The sequence below is a fragment of the Fannyhessea sp. genome (assembly GCF_986145555.1).
Window position 1 is genome coordinate 18,222 of sequence record NZ_CFRCNA010000014.1, and the last position, 19,293, is coordinate 37,514.

A 19,293-nucleotide genomic window follows, 5' to 3' on the forward strand; every position below is an offset into this window, starting at 1 on the left:
ATATATATGATGGGCTCTCTATTTACATATCGTAAATATCATCTTCGGTTTCGATAATGTCTGTTGAGAACGTGTAAATCGTGGTTGAGCGATAAGGCTTTGTTGGTGTACAAATAGGTTGCGGCCATTCGCTATGGCGCGAACAATTAGGATAAAACTCTGGCTCAAACGCAAATCCTGCATGCGCCTGATAAGTGGCTCCATCTTTTACATCGCTTTCGTTAAGCTGATTTCCCGTGTAAAAATGTGCTCCAGGTGTACTGACCGAAATATGCAAGTGTCTACCACTTTGAGGATCGCTGGCATATAAGGCGCTGCGCACCGTTGTATTATCGTGGTAATTGTCAATGCAATAGCAGTGATCGTATCCACGACCTCTACGTAGCTGCTCGTTAGAAAGCGGCATATCAGCGCCTATTGTCCGCTCTTTTCTAAAATCAAAAGGCGTATCCTGAACAGGTAAAATAGTGCCTTCCGAAATTCCATCCTCGCGAATAGGAAGATAATTTTGGGCGTGAATACATACGCGCTGATCTAATACCGAACCACTTGCATGACCTGCCAAATTAAAATACGCATGATTTGTCATATTTACAAAGGTAGGCACATTGGTTGTACAGGTGTACGATACACGAAGTTGCTGATGAGTGTCGTTAAGTGAGGAAAGTTCAAAGCGCGCGGTAAACGTACGATCACCTGGGAGTCCAAGTTCCATGTCCTCTAATGAGCAGGTAAGGATTACGGTGTTATGTTCTTTATCAACTTTTGCGCCCCAAAGCTTTTTGTGCAAGCCGTTTTCTAAATCTGTATGGAGATTATTCTGTTTGTGTGGTCCATCATTTTGAGGCAAGTGATACACACGATCGTTAAACATTATCTGTGCAAATTCGCTTCTATTGGCAACAGGACCTATAGTTGCTCCATAGCAGGCAGCATTTTGTCCAAGATAACCTTTTATATTTTGGTAGCCCAACAAAATATCGTCGGGGTGTTTGTTTTTATCGGGCGTTACCACCTTAAGAAGCGTTGCGCCATAATTGGTAAGTGTTACGCTTACATCTTTGCAGGTAAGCGTATAAGTACGGGCAAGAAGTCCATTTGGTAATGTTCCTAAGGTTCCTGTTCTTATCATAGATAACCCCCGTGATTGCCTAGACAGTTGGTACTACTGTAAACGTTTATTACCCAATTTTTATAGTGAAATTGTAATTATCTGTAATCGGTAGATTTTTGTCGCTTATCAAAATTATTTAAGCAAGTTACAATCCTTTGGAATATAACAGTTTGCGCATACTGATTGTACTACGTAGGGCGTGTTTACGGGATAAAAGAATGCAGATCGTCAAGACATGTAAGAGCAGGTTTACATTTTAGTACCTGTGATGTTAAGCATATCTGCAAGCCGTTGAGAAAAAAATTACTACCAATACCAGAAAAAATCATGTAGCATAGACCAAAAATAATGTTATTCCGCAAGCGGATAGGGTACATTGGTACCAAGAGCATGTACATATTCATATATGTGGGTATAACACGTTTGAGTGTCATGTCAGACGTTGGTATAAGGAGGTTATTATGAGTAAGGTTGCTGTTGTATATTGGAGCCAAACGGGCAACACCGAAGCCATGGCAAATGCTTTAGCAGATGCTGCAGGTACTGAAGCTATTGAGTGGACTTCATTTACAGCTGATGAGGCTGCCGATTATGATGCATTTGCATTTGGTTGCCCTGCTATGGGTGCAGAAGAGCTTGATCCTGACTTTGAGGAAATGTTTAACGATGTTGTTGCCGATGCAGGTGACAAGCCGTTTGTCCTTTTTGGAAGCTATGACTGGGGTACAGGAGAGTGGATGGACACCTGGAAGGCTTCTGCTGAAGATCAAGGTGCAAATGTTATTGACACCATTATTGCTAACCTTGAGCCTGATGACGATGCATTAGACGCATTGGCCGAGGCAGGCAAAAAACTTGCTGCTTAATAAATAGTACTGCGCTGTGTGAACATGTGCTTTCTTGCTGCTACAAAGCACATGTTCACTGCATACGTGCAAGTTGCAGGCTTATAACCTGCAACTTTTTTATTACGCCTTGTTGTTTTATACACGGGTGTAATTTTTTTGTGCCGCGTATCTTGATGGCGTTTGCACTACGTATCCCTTGTGTTTCTATAAATAATTGCCGTTAGGTTACGATTTCTCGTTGTATTTGTTGGTTTAGCCCGTATTGCTGTTAGGTTTTATACAATGATGGTACGCAGCTTTTCCGATGTGCTCAAGCGTTTGGTTTGCAAGGCTTCGCATAAGGAGAAGAAGCACAAATCATATGGTGTACGTAGGAGCAATAAAGGGGTTTTTATGGCACAAACAGCTATTAGACGAGCTTTGCTTTCGGTTACCAATAAAGATGGAATCTGCGATTTTGCAGCGCATCTTGTGCATGATTTTGGGGTCGAAATTATTAGTACTGGGGGAACAGCGCGCGTCTTAGCAGAAGCTGGCATTCCACTTGTTGGTATTGAAGACTATACGGGCTCGCCCGAGATGATGGGTGGGCGTGTTAAAACGCTTCATCCGCGTATCCACGGTGGTCTTTTATGTAGAAGATCGTGCGAGGAAGATATGCGCGACGCAAAAGCGCAAAACATTCCGATGATTGATTTGGTATGCACCAACTTGTACGAGTTTGAAAAAGCAGTAGCACAAGACGGTTGCACCCTTGATAATGCAATAGAACACATAGATATTGGCGGTCCTTCGATGTTAAGAAGTGCCGCCAAAAATTTTAAATCGGTAACTGTCATATGCGATCCACATGATTATAAAGCGGTCCTTGACGAGATGAGTGCGCATAACGGCGCCACAACGCTGTCTTTACGTCAAAAGCTGGCGTATAAAGTTTTTGATCTTACATCGCACTATGACCAGGCGATTACCTCGTATTTAGCCAAAACACTTACGTTAAGCGATAACGTAGCACCTTACGAGCCAACGGCAGACGTTGCAAGCAAGCCTGTAGGTGGCGAGAAAACATCTACAAGCTTGTGTGCCAAGGGAGAATTTCCTTCGCAGTTGGTGTGCGCGTTCGACAAAAAAATGGATTTACGCTACGGCGAAAATCCTCACCAGCAAGCAGCTTTTTATTGCGTAGCAGATGCAAATGAGCACAGTGTTGCACGCGCGCACCAATTACAAGGAAAAGAGCTCTCGTATAACAATTTATTGGATACCGACGCTGCATGGAGTGCGGTTTGTGAGTTTGATGAACCTGCTGTTGTTATTCTTAAGCACCAAAACCCTTGCGGTTCGGCAACTGCCTTAGATGTAACCAGTGCTTATAAACGCGCTTTTGCGTGCGACCCTAAAAGCGCATTTGGAGGAATTATTGCCGCTAATCGCGAAGTAGATCTTGATTTTGTAACCGAATTTGCCGATGTCAACAAACAGTTTGTTGAGGTGCTTATTGCTCCGTCTGTAAGTGATGAAGCATCCAAGCGTCTGTCTAAACGCAAAAATTTACGCGTATTGGTAACAGGTGGACTTGATAAAGAGCAAGCATGTGAACTTAAGAGCATAGGTGGTGGCTTGCTTGTTCAAACTCGCGATTGCGCGAGTGAAGATCCGCACACGTTTAAGGTGGTAACCAAAAAACAGCCTTCCCAAAAAGAGCTTGAAGACCTGCTGTTTGCCTGGAAAGTTTGCAAGACGGTTAAGTCGAACGCTATTTTGATTGCAAAAGATAAAGCGGGTTTAGGTCTTGGTTGTGGCCAGCCAAATCGTGTAGACAGTGCAATTATGGCGTGCGAGCGCGCTCACACAGCGGCTGCGCGATTGGGCGTATCCGCAGATAATTTTGCCTGTGCCTCTGACGCATTTTTCCCGTTTAGAGATGATGTGGACGAACTTGCGCGCCGCGGTGTAAGCTGCATTATTCAGCCTGGTGGATCCATTCGCGATGAAGAATGCATTGCAGCCGCTGACGAACACGGTATCGCAATGGTGTTTACGGGTGTGCGCCATTTTAGACATTAATGTATAACGCGCTTATCAGGTATAAGCGCGTTTAACACCTTTGATATAAGCCTTTTTGATATGCTCGTTACACAAGCTTTTTTGCAAGCTATGCGCTCATCAATTAAACAGCGGCAATGCTTCAAGGTATATGATATCGTCTCTTTTGGCGGCATCTCCTTCGGCAAGTATTGCCGCTTTTCCTATGATTTGAGCTCCTGCTTTTTTCGCCAAGCACTCAAGTCCCTCGAGGCTTTCGCCGCTTGATATAACGTCATCGACCAGTACAACGCGCCCATCTTTGATACGAGCTGCGTCTGGTTTGTCTAAAAAGAGCTCTTGTTTCTCGTGAGTTGTAATTGAGCTCACACTTACCTGCAGCGGATCATTCATGTACGATTTTTTTGATTTTCGAGCAATGATATAGTGCTCAAGACCTAATATGCGTGACATTTCCTGCGCAAGTGGTATACCTTTTGCTTCGGCAGTCATCAGATAGTCTATATCGCGTGGTAATCTTTTTGCAAGCTGCGCCGCCGCTCGAATAACGAGCTCGGTATCACCTAGAATTACAAAACTTGCAATGCGCGCGCGTGAATTTATACGTACGATAGGAAGTTTGCGTTTTATACCTGCTACACACAAAAGATATTCGCTTTCAAAAGACTGATCGTCCATTTTTTTGACGTGAGGGAAGTCCAGATCGTCTGCTGCTGTATGCGTTTCTTGAGCCATATCATTTCCTTTCAAAAGGATTGAAAATGTTTGCGTTTTACATGCATAACCCTGCCGCGAAAAGTGATTTTAAAAGAATACCTAAGACCATGCCCACAAAGGGGTCAACAAAAGCGGTTCCCCCTAAAGTTACTGCGGCGATAATAGAATCCTGGGGATTACCGGTGCCAAATGCTATCGGTGCGTTATTTCCAACCGTGACTACAATTCCTAAAATAATCAAAAATCCCGAGATTGACTGTGGTGGAATAAATTTTCCAATTTTTGGCAGAAGACCACAAAACAATAGAGCACTCATAGCAAGCATCATGATAACGGCTGAATTTACGGGATGAGGTGCTGCTGCGGTTGCAGAAATAATTGCCTCTACAGGTGATCCTCCAAACAACGATGAAGCAATATCGGCAAGACTTGAATAAATAGAAAGGACATCTATATTTTGTGTTCCATGCGCAATATTTGCTGTAATGTTACCAAAGGTAATATTTGCCCCTACGTTTAAGCAGGCTATAGCAAGCGAACCACGAATAATGTGCGCATTTATAATGGGTTTCTTAAAAACAAAATTCTTTTTTATATGAGCGGTCAATAGCTTAGTGAGATGTACAAAGATATTTTTATCGCGCGCAGAGGTGGAGTTTGACTCGTCTGGCTGCATTGTTGGTGCTTTATCATGCTCACTCGCTTGCAAGGCGGAAGTTTCCGCATACGCACTGCTTGTGTCCACACTTTTCTTGAGATATTTAGTAACACAGAATTGAATAAAGCTCGAAATAAAAACACAGCCGCAAATGGTGTATATCAAATCGCGGCCGAAGAAAAAATAAATAATTGCAGCACTTATAATGCTTGAAAGCGCAACCACGCGCTCCTGCTTAATCATTTCAAAGGATAGCCGTCCTAAAACAATACCTACTCCTGCCATCATTGCGTTTATGATAACAGGTCCCGAAAACTCTACTGCTGCTTGTTGTAAGCCACATATACCAACGATAACCATAATGACTCCCGCAAAGAACACCATGGAGAGTTTTTCGCGTATGTCTTTAGTAAGTCTGTGTGTCATAACGATGGTTGATGCTTGAAAATTGATGGGGGCTAAACTGTTAAATCCATAACAACAGATGGCTCCAATGAAAAAGCCTAACGAAGAGGGGACAGTTGCATAACCTAAAGACATTGCCAACAGTCCTTGAGGAAGACCGTTGAGAATAACTCCCAGAGCCGCAAGAATATCGGTGATATCCATAAAAGAATTCCTTTCCTATATGTCATACGCAAACGCATACTGCACTACACACATAATTTCGCCTTTCTACCCTACCTGAATAGTGTTTGCAAGATATGTGTAGCGGGTAAGTGCTTACGGCTTTGAAATTAAATTGTTACGTGTAAGAAATAATCGTTTATGACAATAAGGAACTTAAGAAACGTAAAGCGTATAAAAAACCGTACCTACGGGGTGTAGGTACGGTATCACATCAAAGATGTAGAGACACTTTAGTGTTCGGAAGCAGCTTTCATAGCAACCGAGCCTATGTAGTTTACTGGATTAGTAAAGTTAGGCTGGAAGAGCAAGTCTACTTGAGCAAGCTGGTCTACGGTCATGTGGTTTGCAATAGCAACCGAGACAACGTTGGCGGCTTGTGCAACATCATCGTGGGTTGAGAAGAACTGTGCTCCCTTAATTTCGCGTGTGCGAGGCTCCCATACCAGCGTTGCAGTAACAGGTGCGGTGGTGAGCATAAACTCAGGACGATAATTTTCGGTAACGGTTGTGCTGGTAAGCTCAAGACCACGCAGCTTGCCTGTTTCCATAGTTACACCCGTTGAACTCATAGAGTAATCATAGAGCTGAACAGCATTCGTTGCTTGTGTTCCTGCATATGCAACCGTAGGCTTTACCATGTTTGCACCAATAACAAGTGCTTGGCGAACAGCATTGGTGGCCAGTGGAATATAGTCTTCTTTTCCCGTTGGATTAAACGTAATAGTTGCCGAGTCGCCTGCTGCAAATACGCCTGGCTCAGAAGTACGCATGTAATTATCAACGCGAATTGCACCGTTTTTAATCATGTCAAGCTGACCGGTGAAGAGGTCGGTACGTGGCAAGAATCCAATGCCCAAAATTGCATAATCTGCTGTAAACGAACCCTTTTCGGTAATAACTTTTACACCTGAACCCGTATCTTCAAACGAAGTAACTTTTTGATCAAGTGCTAAATGCACACCGTGAGCGGTATAAACTTTCTCAAGCTGGTCGGTTACATCGGAATCAAAGTTTTTAGCAAGTACGCGCGGGAATGCGTCGATAAGAGTAACCTCTTTTTTAACTTCGCTGAGCTGCTCAGCAAGTTCGGCACCAATGTATCCTGCACCAATAACGATAACGCTTTTTGCGTCTTTGGTTGCTTCTTTAATACGCTTGGCGTTATCCCAGTTTTTGCAAAGCAAAACATGTTTGCCGTCTATGCCGGGTAGAGGAGGAACAACAGGCTTAGAACCTGTAGTAATTACCAAGTAATCAAAGCTGTCCTCTGATTTTTCGCCCGAAGTAAGATCGGTCCAGCAAACATGTTTTGTTTTAACATCTGCCGAGGTAACATCAGTTTGCATGTGAACGTGTGCACCTGCGTCTGCAAGTGCGCGTGGTGAACTGTAGAACATTTTTTGAGGATCGCTTACATGATCGCCAACCCAAAGCGCAATGCCGCAGGATAAAAACGAAACGGTGTCATTGCGTTCAAACACGTGCACTTCCCAATCGGGATGAGATTGAAGAATAGACGTGGTTGCAAAGACACCTGCATGTGTACAACCGATTACAGCAACTTTTGCCATAATAAAACCTCCTTATAGAAGTTCCATCAACGTAATGCGTCAGTGTTTGTTGTAGCACATGTACGCTCAAACAAGCGCGTAAATTCGGTAGTTGGGCATAAAATAAGGCGAGTGTACGTGGGTACATCTCGCCTTAACCTTTTTTGTGGCAAATGTATTGCAGTTAGTGAGCATACTTATGACGAACTTGTAGAGCACAAGTTATACTTATGGTTTCTGCCCATATATGCATTCATTTTACTTTTAAGCCAGCTATATAACCAGCTTTACGTAATAAACGAACAACAAAATGGGGCAGTGCCCTCAACCGCGTGCTGCTAAAATCAGTTATTTTTTAGCTTTGCCTTGGTTTGCTACAGCGTTAATCTTTGCTTCGATAGTTGCAGGATCACCAATGTAGTGTTTGTCTAATACATTCCAGTCTTTATCAAAGGTATATGCACATGGAATACCTGTAGGAATGTTAACTTCCAAAATTTGCTCAGGAGTAAGGTGTTCAAATTGCATAACAAGTGCACGAAGGCTGTTGCCGTGAGCAGCAATAAGAACGCGCTTTCCTGCTTCCATTTGTGGCTTAATGGTTTGCTCAAAATAAGGCCATGCACGTGCAATGGTGTCTTTTAAGCACTCGGTGTAAGGAAGATCTTCTTGAGGAACATCGCGGAACTGATCTTGAATGTGAGGATCGCGCTCATCGTTTGGTTGAAGTGCAGGTGGTTGAACATCAAATGAACGACGCCAAATTTTAACTTGTGCTTCACCGTGCTCTTCGGCAGCTTTTGCTTTGTTGAGTCCTTGAAGTGCACCGTAGTGACGCTCGTTAAGGCGCCATGTCTTATGAACAGGAAGCCAGTTGCGATCCATTTCGTCTAATACATGGTTAAGGGTGTGAATAGCACGTTTAAGAAGTGAGGTGTAGCATACGTCAAAATCAAAACCTGCTTCTTTGAGCGCGCGACCTCCCTCGATAGCCTCTTTGTGTCCTTGCTCGGTTAAATCAACGTCTGTCCAACCAGTGAAGAGGTTGAGTTTATTCCACTCACTTTCGCCATGGCGAATGATAACGAGTGTCATAGTGTCTTGCGCCATTGAATATCCTTTCGTATAAACGTATAGACCTGTGTATGACCATAATAAATGACCTGATGATCACGACATGCCTGCCATTTTTATGACTCATACACATCTATTTTCGGTCAATATGCTTAAAAGGTAAAGTCATTGTTGCATATTCCTTGTATTTTGCGTATTTGGCTACATTTGGAGTAATCTTAAGTATGTTTTGTATATACATAAGGAGTTACAGAGCATATGAGCGAGTCTTCAAACTGCGTATATCCTCATAATCACGCATCTTGTTGTCAATCCAAGACATCTGCAGTCTGCGAATCTGCCACGTCAGTGGCGCAAGGTGTACAAAATACACAATCTGCTACAACAGCGCCTGTCCATCATCTATCTCATCATCACCATATGCGTATACGTTGGCACGAGTTTTTTACCAGTAGTAATGACACCCCTGTTCAAGAAGCGCACTTTCCCGAGAGAGCTGTTTTGGTTGGTCATATTGGCATGATGCTTCTTTCGTGCGGAACAGGAGCCTGGCGCGTGCGTGACGCCATGAATACCATTGCGCGCAATCTTAATATGACTTGTAGTGCCGATATAGGTTTAGTTTCGCTTGATTATACCTGCATAGATTGCGAAGGAAGAAGCTATACACAAGCCTTGAGTCTTCCTTCTACAGGAGTCAATACCTCAAAGCTTAATCGCATGGAAGCGTTTGTGCGCGCCTTTGATAAAGACCATGGACAATGGAGCGTAGGCCAGGTACACCAAGCGCTTGATTCCATTGAGGCTATGAAAGTAAGATACAAGCCCTATCAGGTTGCTTTAGCCGCGGGTCTTGCGTGCGCAGGCTTTATCTTTTTGTTAGGCGGAGGCATATACGAGGTATTATGCTGCTTTTTTGGTGCGGCGGCAGGAAACTATGTACGTCGAAAAATGCTCGATCGAAAAATTACGCTTGTGGCCGATATTGCTGTTGCCGTCTCGGTTGCTTGCGCGGTGTATTTACTTTCGTACACGGTGTTATTTGAATGTCTACGCGCTAATCCTCGACATTTGGACGGATACATTGGCGCGCTCTTGTTTGTAATTCCAGGTTTTCCGTTTATTACTTCGGGGCTCGACTTATCAAAGCTTGACATGCGAAGCGGTATTGAACGTGCAGTATATGCGCTTATGATTATTGCCGTTGCGGTGTCGGTTGGCTGGAGTGCTGCTTTGTGTTTGGATTTACGCCCGCAGGATTTCTTGCCTATTTTAGGTTTAACGCCGCTTACCCTAACACTGTTGAGACTTTTGGCTAGTTGGTGTGGCGTATTTGGCTTTTCGATTATGTTTAATACTGAGCCAAAAATGGCTGCTTTAGCAGGAGTTCTTGGAGCAATTGCCAATACGTTGCGTTTGAGCTTGGTGAGTTGGACACCACTTGCACCGTGTATTGCTGCGTTTTTTGGTACGCTTACGGCGGGTTTGTTAGCAAGTGTCGTGCGCAAAAAAATTGGATACCCACGTATTGCTCTCACGGTCCCCTCTATTGTTATTATGGTTCCAGGATTATATATGTATCGCGCTATGTATAATTTTGGCGCGTTTTCGCTTGATAAAGGGTCGATGTGGCTGCTTAGAACAATATTGATTGTATTTTGCTTGCCGCTCGGTCTTATTGTGGCACGTATCCTTACCGATCCAAAATGGCGTCATGCCGGATAGGTCTACGTGGTTGTAAGATACGTGCTTGAGCGTGCGAGTTGATGTTATAGCTGCATATACAGACGCGCCGCGAACGTCTGTGCGCTTTGTTGCGTTTGCATGAGCTTGAAAGAATTATGCACGGGTAGGGTAGTATGTACTTGTAACGTTTGTACTTGTAACGTTTGTATGAGCCATGTCCAAAATAGATACATATTTACAGAAAGTAGTTAGAGTGATTAAAGTCGATAAGGTACATAATGACCAGCTTACACCACAGTCACACATGTCTGATGATTTAAACACTCGCGTGTTGAGTACGTTTGATGCTGTTATTTTTGATTTTGACGGCACGCTTGCCGATACTTCAGAACAAATTATTTCGGTTGCGCGTCAAGTGCTGAGCCGTTTTGGGCTTAGCCGCGAGCGCTTTGTTGATATTCCCCAACTTATAGGCCCGCCTTTTCCTCAAGCATTTGAGCTGGTATTTGGGTATTCGCCCGAACAGGCACAAGAAATTACCAAACAGTATCGAGCTATTTATTCAAAACTTGGACGTGACGCATGGCCTTTATTTGAAGGCATTGACTCAATGTTGCACGAGTTAAAAGCTGCTGGAAAAAAATTGGGTGTAGCAAGCTCTAAACGTGACCATCTCTTGCACCGCGCGCTCGAAGAAAACGAAGTTGAGCAGGTATTTGACGTTATTTTAGGTAAGCAGGATGATTCATGTGAGCCAAAATCGCAAACGTTGCAAAACGTTATCAACAAGCTTGGTATTGACGCTTCACGCTGCGTTATGGTAGGAGACCGACTCTACGATGTTGAGGCAGCGCGGGCTTGTGGCATTGCTTCGATTGGTGTTTATTATGGTAAAACTGCACCTTGTGGCGAGCTTGAACAAGCGGGCGCAACCTTTATCGTGCACAGTGTTGAAGAACTTAAGCGTGCACTTTTAAGCTAGCGTTATACGCATTTGCATGGGAAAACTGTTTACATACAAAATTGCATAAGACTCATAAGATATGTGTAAGGGGAATCACCACATTGTGTGATTCCCCTTATGAGTGTGATTCCTCTATCTAACTCAAAACTCTTTTTTCCTGCAACGTAAGACGCACCAACGGTGAAGTTGTCGCTATCACCAACTTCCGCGCGCTCTTACACGCTATTTTGTTTTCTTAAAGAAATCAAAATGCGCTGGTATTTCAACCAATTTATGAGCTGCTTCATCGTGAGTATATGTTTTTGCAAGCTCATAAGGCCCCATAAACGCATTCTCCCACGAGAAAAATACACTACGATCAAAGCTCATATGGTCGCAAATAGTTTCGCAGCCCTCAAAAACAGCAGGGTGCATCATAAGGGAGGTAGCGCGAAGTGCATAAAATGCATCGGCAAGTGCTTGCTGATATGCCTTGTCGTCATTTTGGTCATAAGCGTCTTTTGCAGCTTGTCCCCAAATCTTATTGGCACTGCGACACAGCGTTTCGGCATGACCGAGTGCAGTATGCGCGTCAGCAACTGCTGCTGCTTGCTCAAAATCAAGCAGAGCTTTTTGACACGACGTCTTTGTAGCCTGACTTGCGTCAACATGCGGCAAACAGCCGCCACAAGCCTTTTGCGCGCCATAGAAACAGCTTCGTGCCAGTCTGTTAAAGATATTAGTAAGAAATGCACTTTCTTTAAGAGCTGGGTCAACAACACGTGGATCGTCTTTTACCATAACGTCTACACCCGTTTTTTTATCGGTGTAACTTATGGAAGTGTCAAACGCTTTAGGCGAAAAACTTACTGCTTTTTGATCAAGTGCAAGCGACAACCAGTGTGCTCTTAGTTGTTCGGGGCTATAGTTTTGGAGCAATTCTTCTGCCATAGGCGGCTTGATAGCGCTTGAACTTGATGCTTTTTTGTTCATAAACAAAATATGATAGTTAGCAACAGGGGTATCAGGGAATAAATCTGCGTCAAGCGCCTTCCAAAGGGCAGGCTGGGCAACACAATAAAAGAAGATATTATCCTGACCCATAAATTGATAGACCTGCGCATCTTTAGCACACCAAAAGTCATGCCAGTCATGAGAAGAAAAGCGGTGTGTATCATGGTTTTCATCGAGCATAAGTGCTGTTTTGGTAAACGAGATAGGAGCCCATAGACTTTCGGGCCAACACCATACAGTTAAATCTTGCGCCTGAGGTAGCGCAGAGGCTTTGACGCCCCAAGGAATGTTTCCGGTAATACGAAACGGCAAGAGTGTTTTACCTGTTCTAAACCTAATTTTAGCGGCTTCAAGTTGCGTGCGTGCAGTATCTCTGTCTTGCCAGTTACTAAATTCAATTGAGAATGATTGCTGATTTTCTCGAGCGCCTACAAGCGTATAGGGTGGTAAAGTGTCTGAAATCTTGTCAAATGCGTCTTTAAACTTATTTTGAATATAAATCACGGGACTAGCGAGGGACTCGCGCACCGTATTGCATACAACGCTTCGGACGTGGCAATCATGATCCCATGCGTCTACCAGTTCTGTAAGATAGCCCTTAAAAGCAGGCAAATCAAAATACCAGTTGTCAACAGGCTTAAGAATGGGCTGTGTACCGCTTAATTGCGACACAGGCGCAATAAGTTCTTCAGGATCAAATTGATGGCCTAAATCGCATTCGTCTGCATAGGCTTTTTCAGATTTGCAGCCACGAACAGGACAGCGTCCAATAACTTGGCGACCGTTAAGAAATTGTTGAACTTTTTCGTCAAAGAATTGTCGCGTAGAACGCTTAGTAAGATAGCCGTTTTGATACAGGCGTTGCAAAATAAAGTCGGTAATTTCTTGATGAACGCTTGCTGCAGGTTCTAAGCCCGAACCTAAATAAAGGTCAAGCGAAATACCGTATGCGTCGAGCGCGTGCTTTTGATCCTCGTGATTTTTTGTAACGTAATCATGTATGCTGCCTTCGTAACCACTATCTTTAAGCTTACGATGACCTTCCATGATAGGCGAGCCAAAACAGTCTGTTCCCGAAACAAAAACAACATTTTCTTTGCCAATGCGGTCACGCAAAAAGCGTGCAAAGAAATCTGCCGGTACAAAAACACCGCCTATGTGTCCAAAATGTAGATTTTTGTTACCGTAGGGCATACCGCAGGTCACAACAGCGCGCTTGGGAAAGTGCGGACGCTCTGAGTTGTGAAGTGTAAGGAGGTCTTGGTTTTGCGCTTGTTGAGAGGCATTTGAAGAGGGGTGTGTAGTAGAAATCGTTGAATTTTCGACAGTCATAAATGTTCCTTACATGTTGTTGGTAACTTACGCCAAGCCACAACTATTGTGACATAATCATTGTGACATAGTTATTTTGAATAGCTATCATATATCTGATTTATACATGACCTTTGTATTATTCTACAACTGATATGGAGAAATGATTGTGCGTACTGATGATTTTGATTATGTCTTGCCGCAAGAACGTATAGCCCAGCATCCAATTGAGCCGCGTGACGCATGTAAGCTGTTAGTGCTTCATCGCACTACAGGCGAAATAGAGCATCGTCATTTTAGAGATATTGCAGATTATATGCAAGAAGGCGATCTGATTGTTGCCAATAAAACAAGGGTTTTACCTGCACGTTTAGTAGGACTTAAGCACGGTGGCTCTGCTGCGTGCGAAACGCTTTTGCTTAAACGTCGTGAAGATCTTGACCCTATGGGTTCGGTTTGGGAGTGTTTGGTTAATCCTGGTAAACGCTTAAAACTTGGTGCGTGTATTGATTATCGCGCAGGTGGTCTTCATGCACCTGCTACCGCAGACGTTGTGTTACGTGCAGAAATTATGGATTATCTTGAAAATAACCGTGGCGGAAGACTGGTCAAGTTTACGCCAGCACAAGGATTGAGTTTAGACGAGGCAATACATCAGGCAGGTCATGTTCCTCTGCCGCCATATATTACCAATTACGAAGGCGACCCCGAAAAATATCAGACGGTATATTCCATGAAGGAAGAGCATTCTGCCGCTTCGCCAACTGCAGGTTTGCATTTTACACCAGAGCTTATTGAACGTATTAAACAAAAAGGCGTGCAATGGAAAACGGTTGAGCTTGAGGTTGGTATTGATACCTTTAGATTGGTCGAAGAAGATGATCCAACCCAACATGTTATGCATACCGAGCGCTATCACGTGCCACAAGATGTTGTTGATGCCGTACACGCCACAAAAGCTGCAGGTCATAAGGTTATCGCTATTGGTACAACATCGGTTCGTTCGCTTGAGAGTGCGTTTGATTGCAATGCAACATGCTCTGAGCCTGCGCTTTGTGCCCTCAATTTTGAGCACGCACAAGATTCGTGCTTGCTTACGCACCACGGTGATATTGTCAAACGAGAAAATGCAACAACTGATTTGTATATTATGCCTGGATATACCTGGCATGTTGTTGATTGCATGGTAACTAATTTTCATGTGCCACGTTCAACGCTTATGATGATGGTGTCTTCATTTGCATCGCGTGAGCTTATTATGAAAGCTTATCAAGAAGCAATTGAGCATGAATATAGGTTCTTGTCATTTGGCGACGCTATGATTATGTTGTAACGTGCGCCTGAGCAAGAAGTACTATCTTTGTACCAGTGCATACAGTGCTATACCAACAAGAACTATACCTACAAGTACAAGCGCTACAAAAACAATTCGTTGTAGGCGCGTGCGCTTGCGCAAATCTCGTGCGTGTTGGCTCAAACGCTCATGGGTTTGTTGATATTCACCCAACAGTTTTGTTTCCTGCTGTATCTTGGCGTAAAGTGTGCGCGTCATCTCGGGCGTAGCGTGAATGGAATGGGCTTCATCAAGCGCCGCTTGAATATCTGCTAGCCGATCATGCGTTTCTTTGTGTGCCTGTTGCTTTTGCTGTAAGTCTTTTTTTACAGCATCAAGCGCGCCTTTGAGTTGTGTTTCTTCGCTTTTCTTGTCTTTATACAAGGCTTCATATTCCTCACGATGCCCACGTGCTTCGGCCTGCGCATTCATGGAGTGAGTATTTGCTCGCTCACATGCTTGTTTTTGTAGATTATAACGATCTTGAGCTGCATTAACACTTTGCTGCTCTTCGTTGCTTATACGGTCAACATCTTTAATAGCCACATCAAGGTGCGCACGCTCGGTAATAACTTCACCTTGCATTTTGGAAATCGCGGCAGCTGTAGAATTAGGATCTTGCTGCAGACGAGAAAGACCTGCCTCAACGCGTGTCAGCCGTTCACGGGCACTATCAACATTGTGGTGTGCATTACTAATCTGCTGATCGCGACGTTTTACTGCAGCAGCCAATGCCTGATCAGCGGCCTTTACATCGCGTTTTGCATCAGCAAGCGCACGCGCGCTGTCGTCGTTTCTGCCTTTACTTGAGTCCATAAGCTCTTTGTAGGGGCGTAGCTCTTCTTCATGTTTTGCAATTAAGGTATTCAGTGAAGTTTCCTGTTGCTTAACTTTTGCACTTATTTGTTCGATTTCTTTTGCCAAAAGCGAGGCTGCTGTTTTTTCTCGTTCCTGCTTGTTGAGGTAGTCTGTCACCAAATTGTCATAATTATCTTCGATAGTACGACGGTGTTCAAAACAAGTTTGATCGTTGGCTATTTGTGTTTTTATTTCGTTTACTTTCGCTTGAATTTCCTGTTGTTTTCGTGTTGCTTGTACTACGCTTACGGTTGCTTGTGCTCCCGAAACAAACAGCGCTACCAAACGTTTGACAGTGATCTTAACCGCTTCCATCATGCGCTTAAAGGTATTGGTATGAGTGGGTTGCGTGCTGTTGGAGTTGTTGAGTTTTGGTTGCATGTAAGGTCCTCTCTTTTGGCCTACATACATAAAGGTACATCAAAATCACTAAATTTTCTCTACATACACAAAAGATGTTTGGTAGTATGATTTTTACTTGAAATGGTTATGAGAGATTATGTATCTACTCTACGAGAAAAAAGGAGTGCATTATGCTTTCCAAGCAAGTTACTATTGCAAGCGCAACCGGTCTTCACGCGCGTCCTGCTTCACAGTTTGTTCAAGTTGCAAAAGGTTTTGACTGCGATGTTCGCATTGCCAACATTGACAAAGGTACAGCTCCTGTAAACGCTAAATCTATTATGATGATTCTTGCTGCAGGTTTGGGCACTGGTACTAAGGTAGAAATCACTTGTGATGGTGCAGACGAGCAAGATGCTCTTAAAGCACTTCTTGAGATTAAAGATGGTAGTGAGCAACTTTTTAGCGAGTAATTATTCGTTTGTTCGTGCCTGCGGTTAAGGCAGATGTTGCACGGTGCGGCAGGTACTAAGGTGTCTGTTACATGAAACATGTGCACACAACAGCGATTTTATACGCGATATTTTAATTGGGGCATCCTTTGCGTGGTGCCTCAATTTTTGTTTTGTTTAAATTGTTGCTTTTTTCGTTTTAAGTTTATATACAATATTTTGTGTAAGAAGTATTAAAGTATCCGTTTCCTCATATTTTGTCATTGCAAGGAGCTTGTATGTCCATATCGTCTTCACATACCTGCGATTCTTCAAAATGGTTTACCTACGATATTATTGCCGAAGACCCTACAACGCATGCGCGCGCAGGAGTGTTTCATACACCTCATGGCGATATTCCTACCCCTATTTTTATGCCCGTTGGCACTAAAGCGGCCATAAAAGGATTACTTCCCCAAACAGTGAGTGATCTTGGTGCAAAAATCATTCTTGCAAATACCTATCACCTTGCTATGAGACCTGGCGAAGACCTCATTGCCGAGGCAGGCGGCCTGCACTCATTTATGCATTGGAATAAGCCCATTCTTACCGATTCGGGCGGCTTTCAAGTATTTAGTCATTCAGAATTCGTAAAGCTTTCCGATGAAGGCGTGCGCTTTAAGGTTGTTGACTATGACGGGTCATATGTGTTTTGGACACCCGAAAGAAATATGGAAATAGCGCAAAAGTTGGGCGCAGACATCGTGATGCAGCTTGATCAGTGTCCGGGGTATCCTGCAAGTGATGCGTATGTTCGTCGTGCGGTTGACTTATCAAGTGCATGGGCGCAGCGTTGCTTTGAGGCTCATACCAAGAAAGATCAAGCGCTTTTTGGCATTGTTCAAGGTGGTATGAATTTAGATCTTAGAAAACTGAGCATTGAGCGTCTTGAATCAATTGCCGATTTCCCTGGATATGGTATTGGTGGATATTCGGTAGGCGAAGATCACGAAACCATGTTTGAATCGCTGGCACCTTTGGTATCTGAATATATGCCGCGTCATAAACCTCGCTATTTAATGGGAGTAGGCAATCCAACAACACTGGTACGTGCAGTTGCATGTGGTGTTGATATGTTCGATTGTGTACTTCCAACAAGAACCGCGCGTATGGGTACTGCTTTTTCTCATGAAGGCAGACTCAATCTTAAAAACGCTGCTCACATTCATGCTCATGTACCCTTAGATGAGCTTTGTACATGTCCGGTTTGTAGTGAAGGATATACGCGCAGCTACCTTAACCATTTGGTTCGCCAACACGAAATGAACGCAGCAATCTTATTGTCTATGCACAACATTTATTTTCTGCTTGACTGTATGAGACAGGCGCGTCAAGCCATTATTGAAGGACGCTATAAGGCATTTTTAGATACATGGATGCAATATCCAACGGCTCAAGATGGGCGTATGCAAAATTATCGTATGAATCATGGTGAGTAAAACACAAATAATTTTGTAGAAATATGTATTTTACGAGCGTGCATTATGATGTAGCTATGATGATTTGTAACGAGAGATATCAATTGATTATGATAAATTTTGCTCGTAACGATTTGGATGTTGGATTTTATATGCGTTAGGTTAGCTCGTGGAATTCTACTCTTTAATGTTCGTATGCTTTTGTGCACTTCTGTGCATAACCTACTACGCAGTAGGATATATCTTCAAACGCTTCCAATGGGTAGTTATCCTTATCTTTTCGCTTATCTTTTATGCACTTGTTACCAATATAGATACCATTGTTTATGTTGCGTTTACTTTGGTGCTTACCTATGTCGCTACGCTTGTATTCCACAAAATTGATTCCTCAAGCAAAAAGCGCTTACATACCATAACTGATAGAGCAGACAAAAAGGCTTTTAAGCATAAAGTTGCTCGTATCAAGCAGCTTGTATTGATAGCAGCTCTTATGCTTATTGCAGGATGCTTATGCTACCTTAAATACTGGAATACCATTCTCTATGCACTAAGCCTTGCTCCTTCTACTAAAAGCTTAGGGCTTTTGCTTCCTTTAGGTATTTCCTTTTATACCTTCCAAGCACTCTCATACGTCTTTGATATCTATAACCAAAAGTACACACCAGAACAAAATCCATTTAAGCTTGCATGCTATCTCATCTACTTCCCTCAACTTATCCAAGGCCCCATTAACCGCTTTGATAAACTAGCGCCTCATCTTTTTAGCTATCACGCACCTTCTGATACACACTTTGGTCGTGCATCAGTGCTGTTTTGCTATGGTGCTCTTAAAAAGTACGTTATGGCAGATCTTTTAGTAGATTCCATCTCATATATCTTCGACTATAAGCCTGCCTCTCTTCCAGGCTCTGTTATCGTCTTTGGTATTTTGCTTTATTCTGCTCAACAATATGCCGACTTCTCAGGTGGTATCGATATGGTAGAAGCCACTTCTGAGTTTTTAGGCATCCCTATGCAAGCAAACTTCCGTCGTCCGTATTTTTCTATTTCACTGGCTGATTTCTGGAGACGCTGGCATATCTCTTTAGGTCTTTGGATGAAAGACTACGTATTTTATCCTTTAGCACTAACGCGCCCCATGAAAGCTTTAGGCAAGTGTGTAAAAACACACATATCTTCTCACTTAGGGAAAACCCTTCCTGCAGCCCTTGCCAATATCTTTGTATTCTTACTCGTAGGAGTTTGGCATGGTGCTGATGC

Annotated in this window: 15 protein-coding genes; 8 read left to right on the forward strand and 7 right to left on the reverse strand. The window is 43.4% G+C overall.

The window, feature by feature from the left end; translation table 11 throughout:
- Positions 1–22: 22 nt before the first annotated feature.
- Positions 23–1,132, reverse strand: a complete 1,110-nt coding sequence (locus tag AC5GD6_RS04030; protein WP_311439220.1) for an aldose epimerase family protein — start codon at positions 1,130–1,132, stop codon at positions 23–25.
- A 443-nt stretch (positions 1,133–1,575) separates the two neighbouring features.
- Between AC5GD6_RS04030 and AC5GD6_RS04035 the strand changes: the two genes are divergently transcribed.
- Positions 1,576–1,980, forward strand: a complete 405-nt coding sequence (locus tag AC5GD6_RS04035) for a flavodoxin domain-containing protein (RefSeq protein WP_491846287.1) — start codon at positions 1,576–1,578, stop codon at positions 1,978–1,980.
- Positions 1,981–2,355: 375 nt separating this feature from the next.
- Positions 2,356–4,029, forward strand: a complete 1,674-nt coding sequence (gene purH, locus AC5GD6_RS04040) for a bifunctional phosphoribosylaminoimidazolecarboxamide formyltransferase/IMP cyclohydrolase (RefSeq protein WP_491846288.1) — start codon at positions 2,356–2,358, stop codon at positions 4,027–4,029.
- 99 nt (positions 4,030–4,128) lie between these two features.
- Here the strand turns inward: purH and AC5GD6_RS04045 are convergent, their stop codons facing one another.
- From AC5GD6_RS04045 to gpmA, 4 genes are all read right to left on the reverse strand, one after another.
- A complete protein-coding gene (locus AC5GD6_RS04045; RefSeq protein WP_491846289.1) occupies positions 4,129–4,743 on the reverse strand; it encodes a phosphoribosyltransferase family protein in 615 nt (204 codons plus the stop codon).
- A gap of 37 nt (positions 4,744–4,780) precedes the next feature.
- Entirely contained in the window at positions 4,781–5,992 is a 1,212-nt protein-coding gene (locus tag AC5GD6_RS04050; protein WP_061103184.1) for a hypothetical protein, read from the reverse strand.
- Positions 5,993–6,243: 251 nt separating this feature from the next.
- Entirely contained in the window at positions 6,244–7,584 is a 1,341-nt protein-coding gene (locus AC5GD6_RS04055; RefSeq protein ID WP_473225156.1) for an FAD-dependent oxidoreductase, read from the reverse strand.
- Between the two features lie 327 nt (positions 7,585–7,911).
- Positions 7,912–8,673, reverse strand: a complete 762-nt coding sequence (gene gpmA, locus AC5GD6_RS04060) for a 2,3-diphosphoglycerate-dependent phosphoglycerate mutase (protein ID WP_061103182.1) — start codon at positions 8,671–8,673, stop codon at positions 7,912–7,914.
- A gap of 222 nt (positions 8,674–8,895) precedes the next feature.
- Between gpmA and AC5GD6_RS04065 the strand changes: the two genes are divergently transcribed.
- A complete protein-coding gene (locus AC5GD6_RS04065; RefSeq protein WP_491846290.1) occupies positions 8,896–10,362 on the forward strand; it encodes a threonine/serine exporter family protein in 1,467 nt (488 codons plus the stop codon).
- Positions 10,363–10,576: 214 nt separating this feature from the next.
- Positions 10,577–11,305, forward strand: coding sequence for an HAD family hydrolase (locus AC5GD6_RS04070; RefSeq protein ID WP_491846291.1), 729 nt, complete (start codon positions 10,577–10,579; stop codon positions 11,303–11,305).
- A 204-nt stretch (positions 11,306–11,509) separates the two neighbouring features.
- Here AC5GD6_RS04070 and AC5GD6_RS04075 read toward each other — a convergent pair whose 3' ends face one another.
- The gene (locus AC5GD6_RS04075) at positions 11,510–13,612 is read right to left on the reverse strand and encodes a class I tRNA ligase family protein (protein WP_464359659.1); all 2,103 of its coding nucleotides are present in this window, start codon (positions 13,610–13,612) and stop codon (positions 11,510–11,512) included.
- Positions 13,613–13,754: 142 nt separating this feature from the next.
- Between AC5GD6_RS04075 and queA the strand changes: the two genes are divergently transcribed.
- A complete protein-coding gene (queA, locus tag AC5GD6_RS04080) occupies positions 13,755–14,924 on the forward strand; it encodes a tRNA preQ1(34) S-adenosylmethionine ribosyltransferase-isomerase QueA (RefSeq protein WP_276770226.1) in 1,170 nt (389 codons plus the stop codon).
- Positions 14,925–14,945: 21 nt separating this feature from the next.
- Here the strand turns inward: queA and AC5GD6_RS04085 are convergent, their stop codons facing one another.
- Positions 14,946–16,163 carry a hypothetical protein gene (locus tag AC5GD6_RS04085; RefSeq protein WP_491846292.1) on the reverse strand — a complete coding sequence of 406 codons (1,218 nt, stop codon included), beginning with the start codon at positions 16,161–16,163 and terminating at the stop codon, positions 14,946–14,948.
- Positions 16,164–16,315: 152 nt separating this feature from the next.
- Here AC5GD6_RS04085 and AC5GD6_RS04090 point away from each other — a divergent pair, with 152 nt between their 5' ends.
- From AC5GD6_RS04090 to AC5GD6_RS04100, 3 genes are all read left to right on the forward strand, one after another.
- A complete protein-coding gene (locus AC5GD6_RS04090; protein ID WP_006302542.1) occupies positions 16,316–16,597 on the forward strand; it encodes an HPr family phosphocarrier protein in 282 nt (93 codons plus the stop codon).
- Positions 16,598–16,854: 257 nt separating this feature from the next.
- A complete protein-coding gene (tgt, locus tag AC5GD6_RS04095) occupies positions 16,855–18,054 on the forward strand; it encodes a tRNA guanosine(34) transglycosylase Tgt (RefSeq protein WP_061103176.1) in 1,200 nt (399 codons plus the stop codon).
- Positions 18,055–18,202: 148 nt separating this feature from the next.
- Positions 18,203–19,293 (forward strand): MBOAT family O-acyltransferase (locus AC5GD6_RS04100; RefSeq protein WP_491846293.1); only part of this gene is annotated, 1,091 nt, incomplete at its 3' end.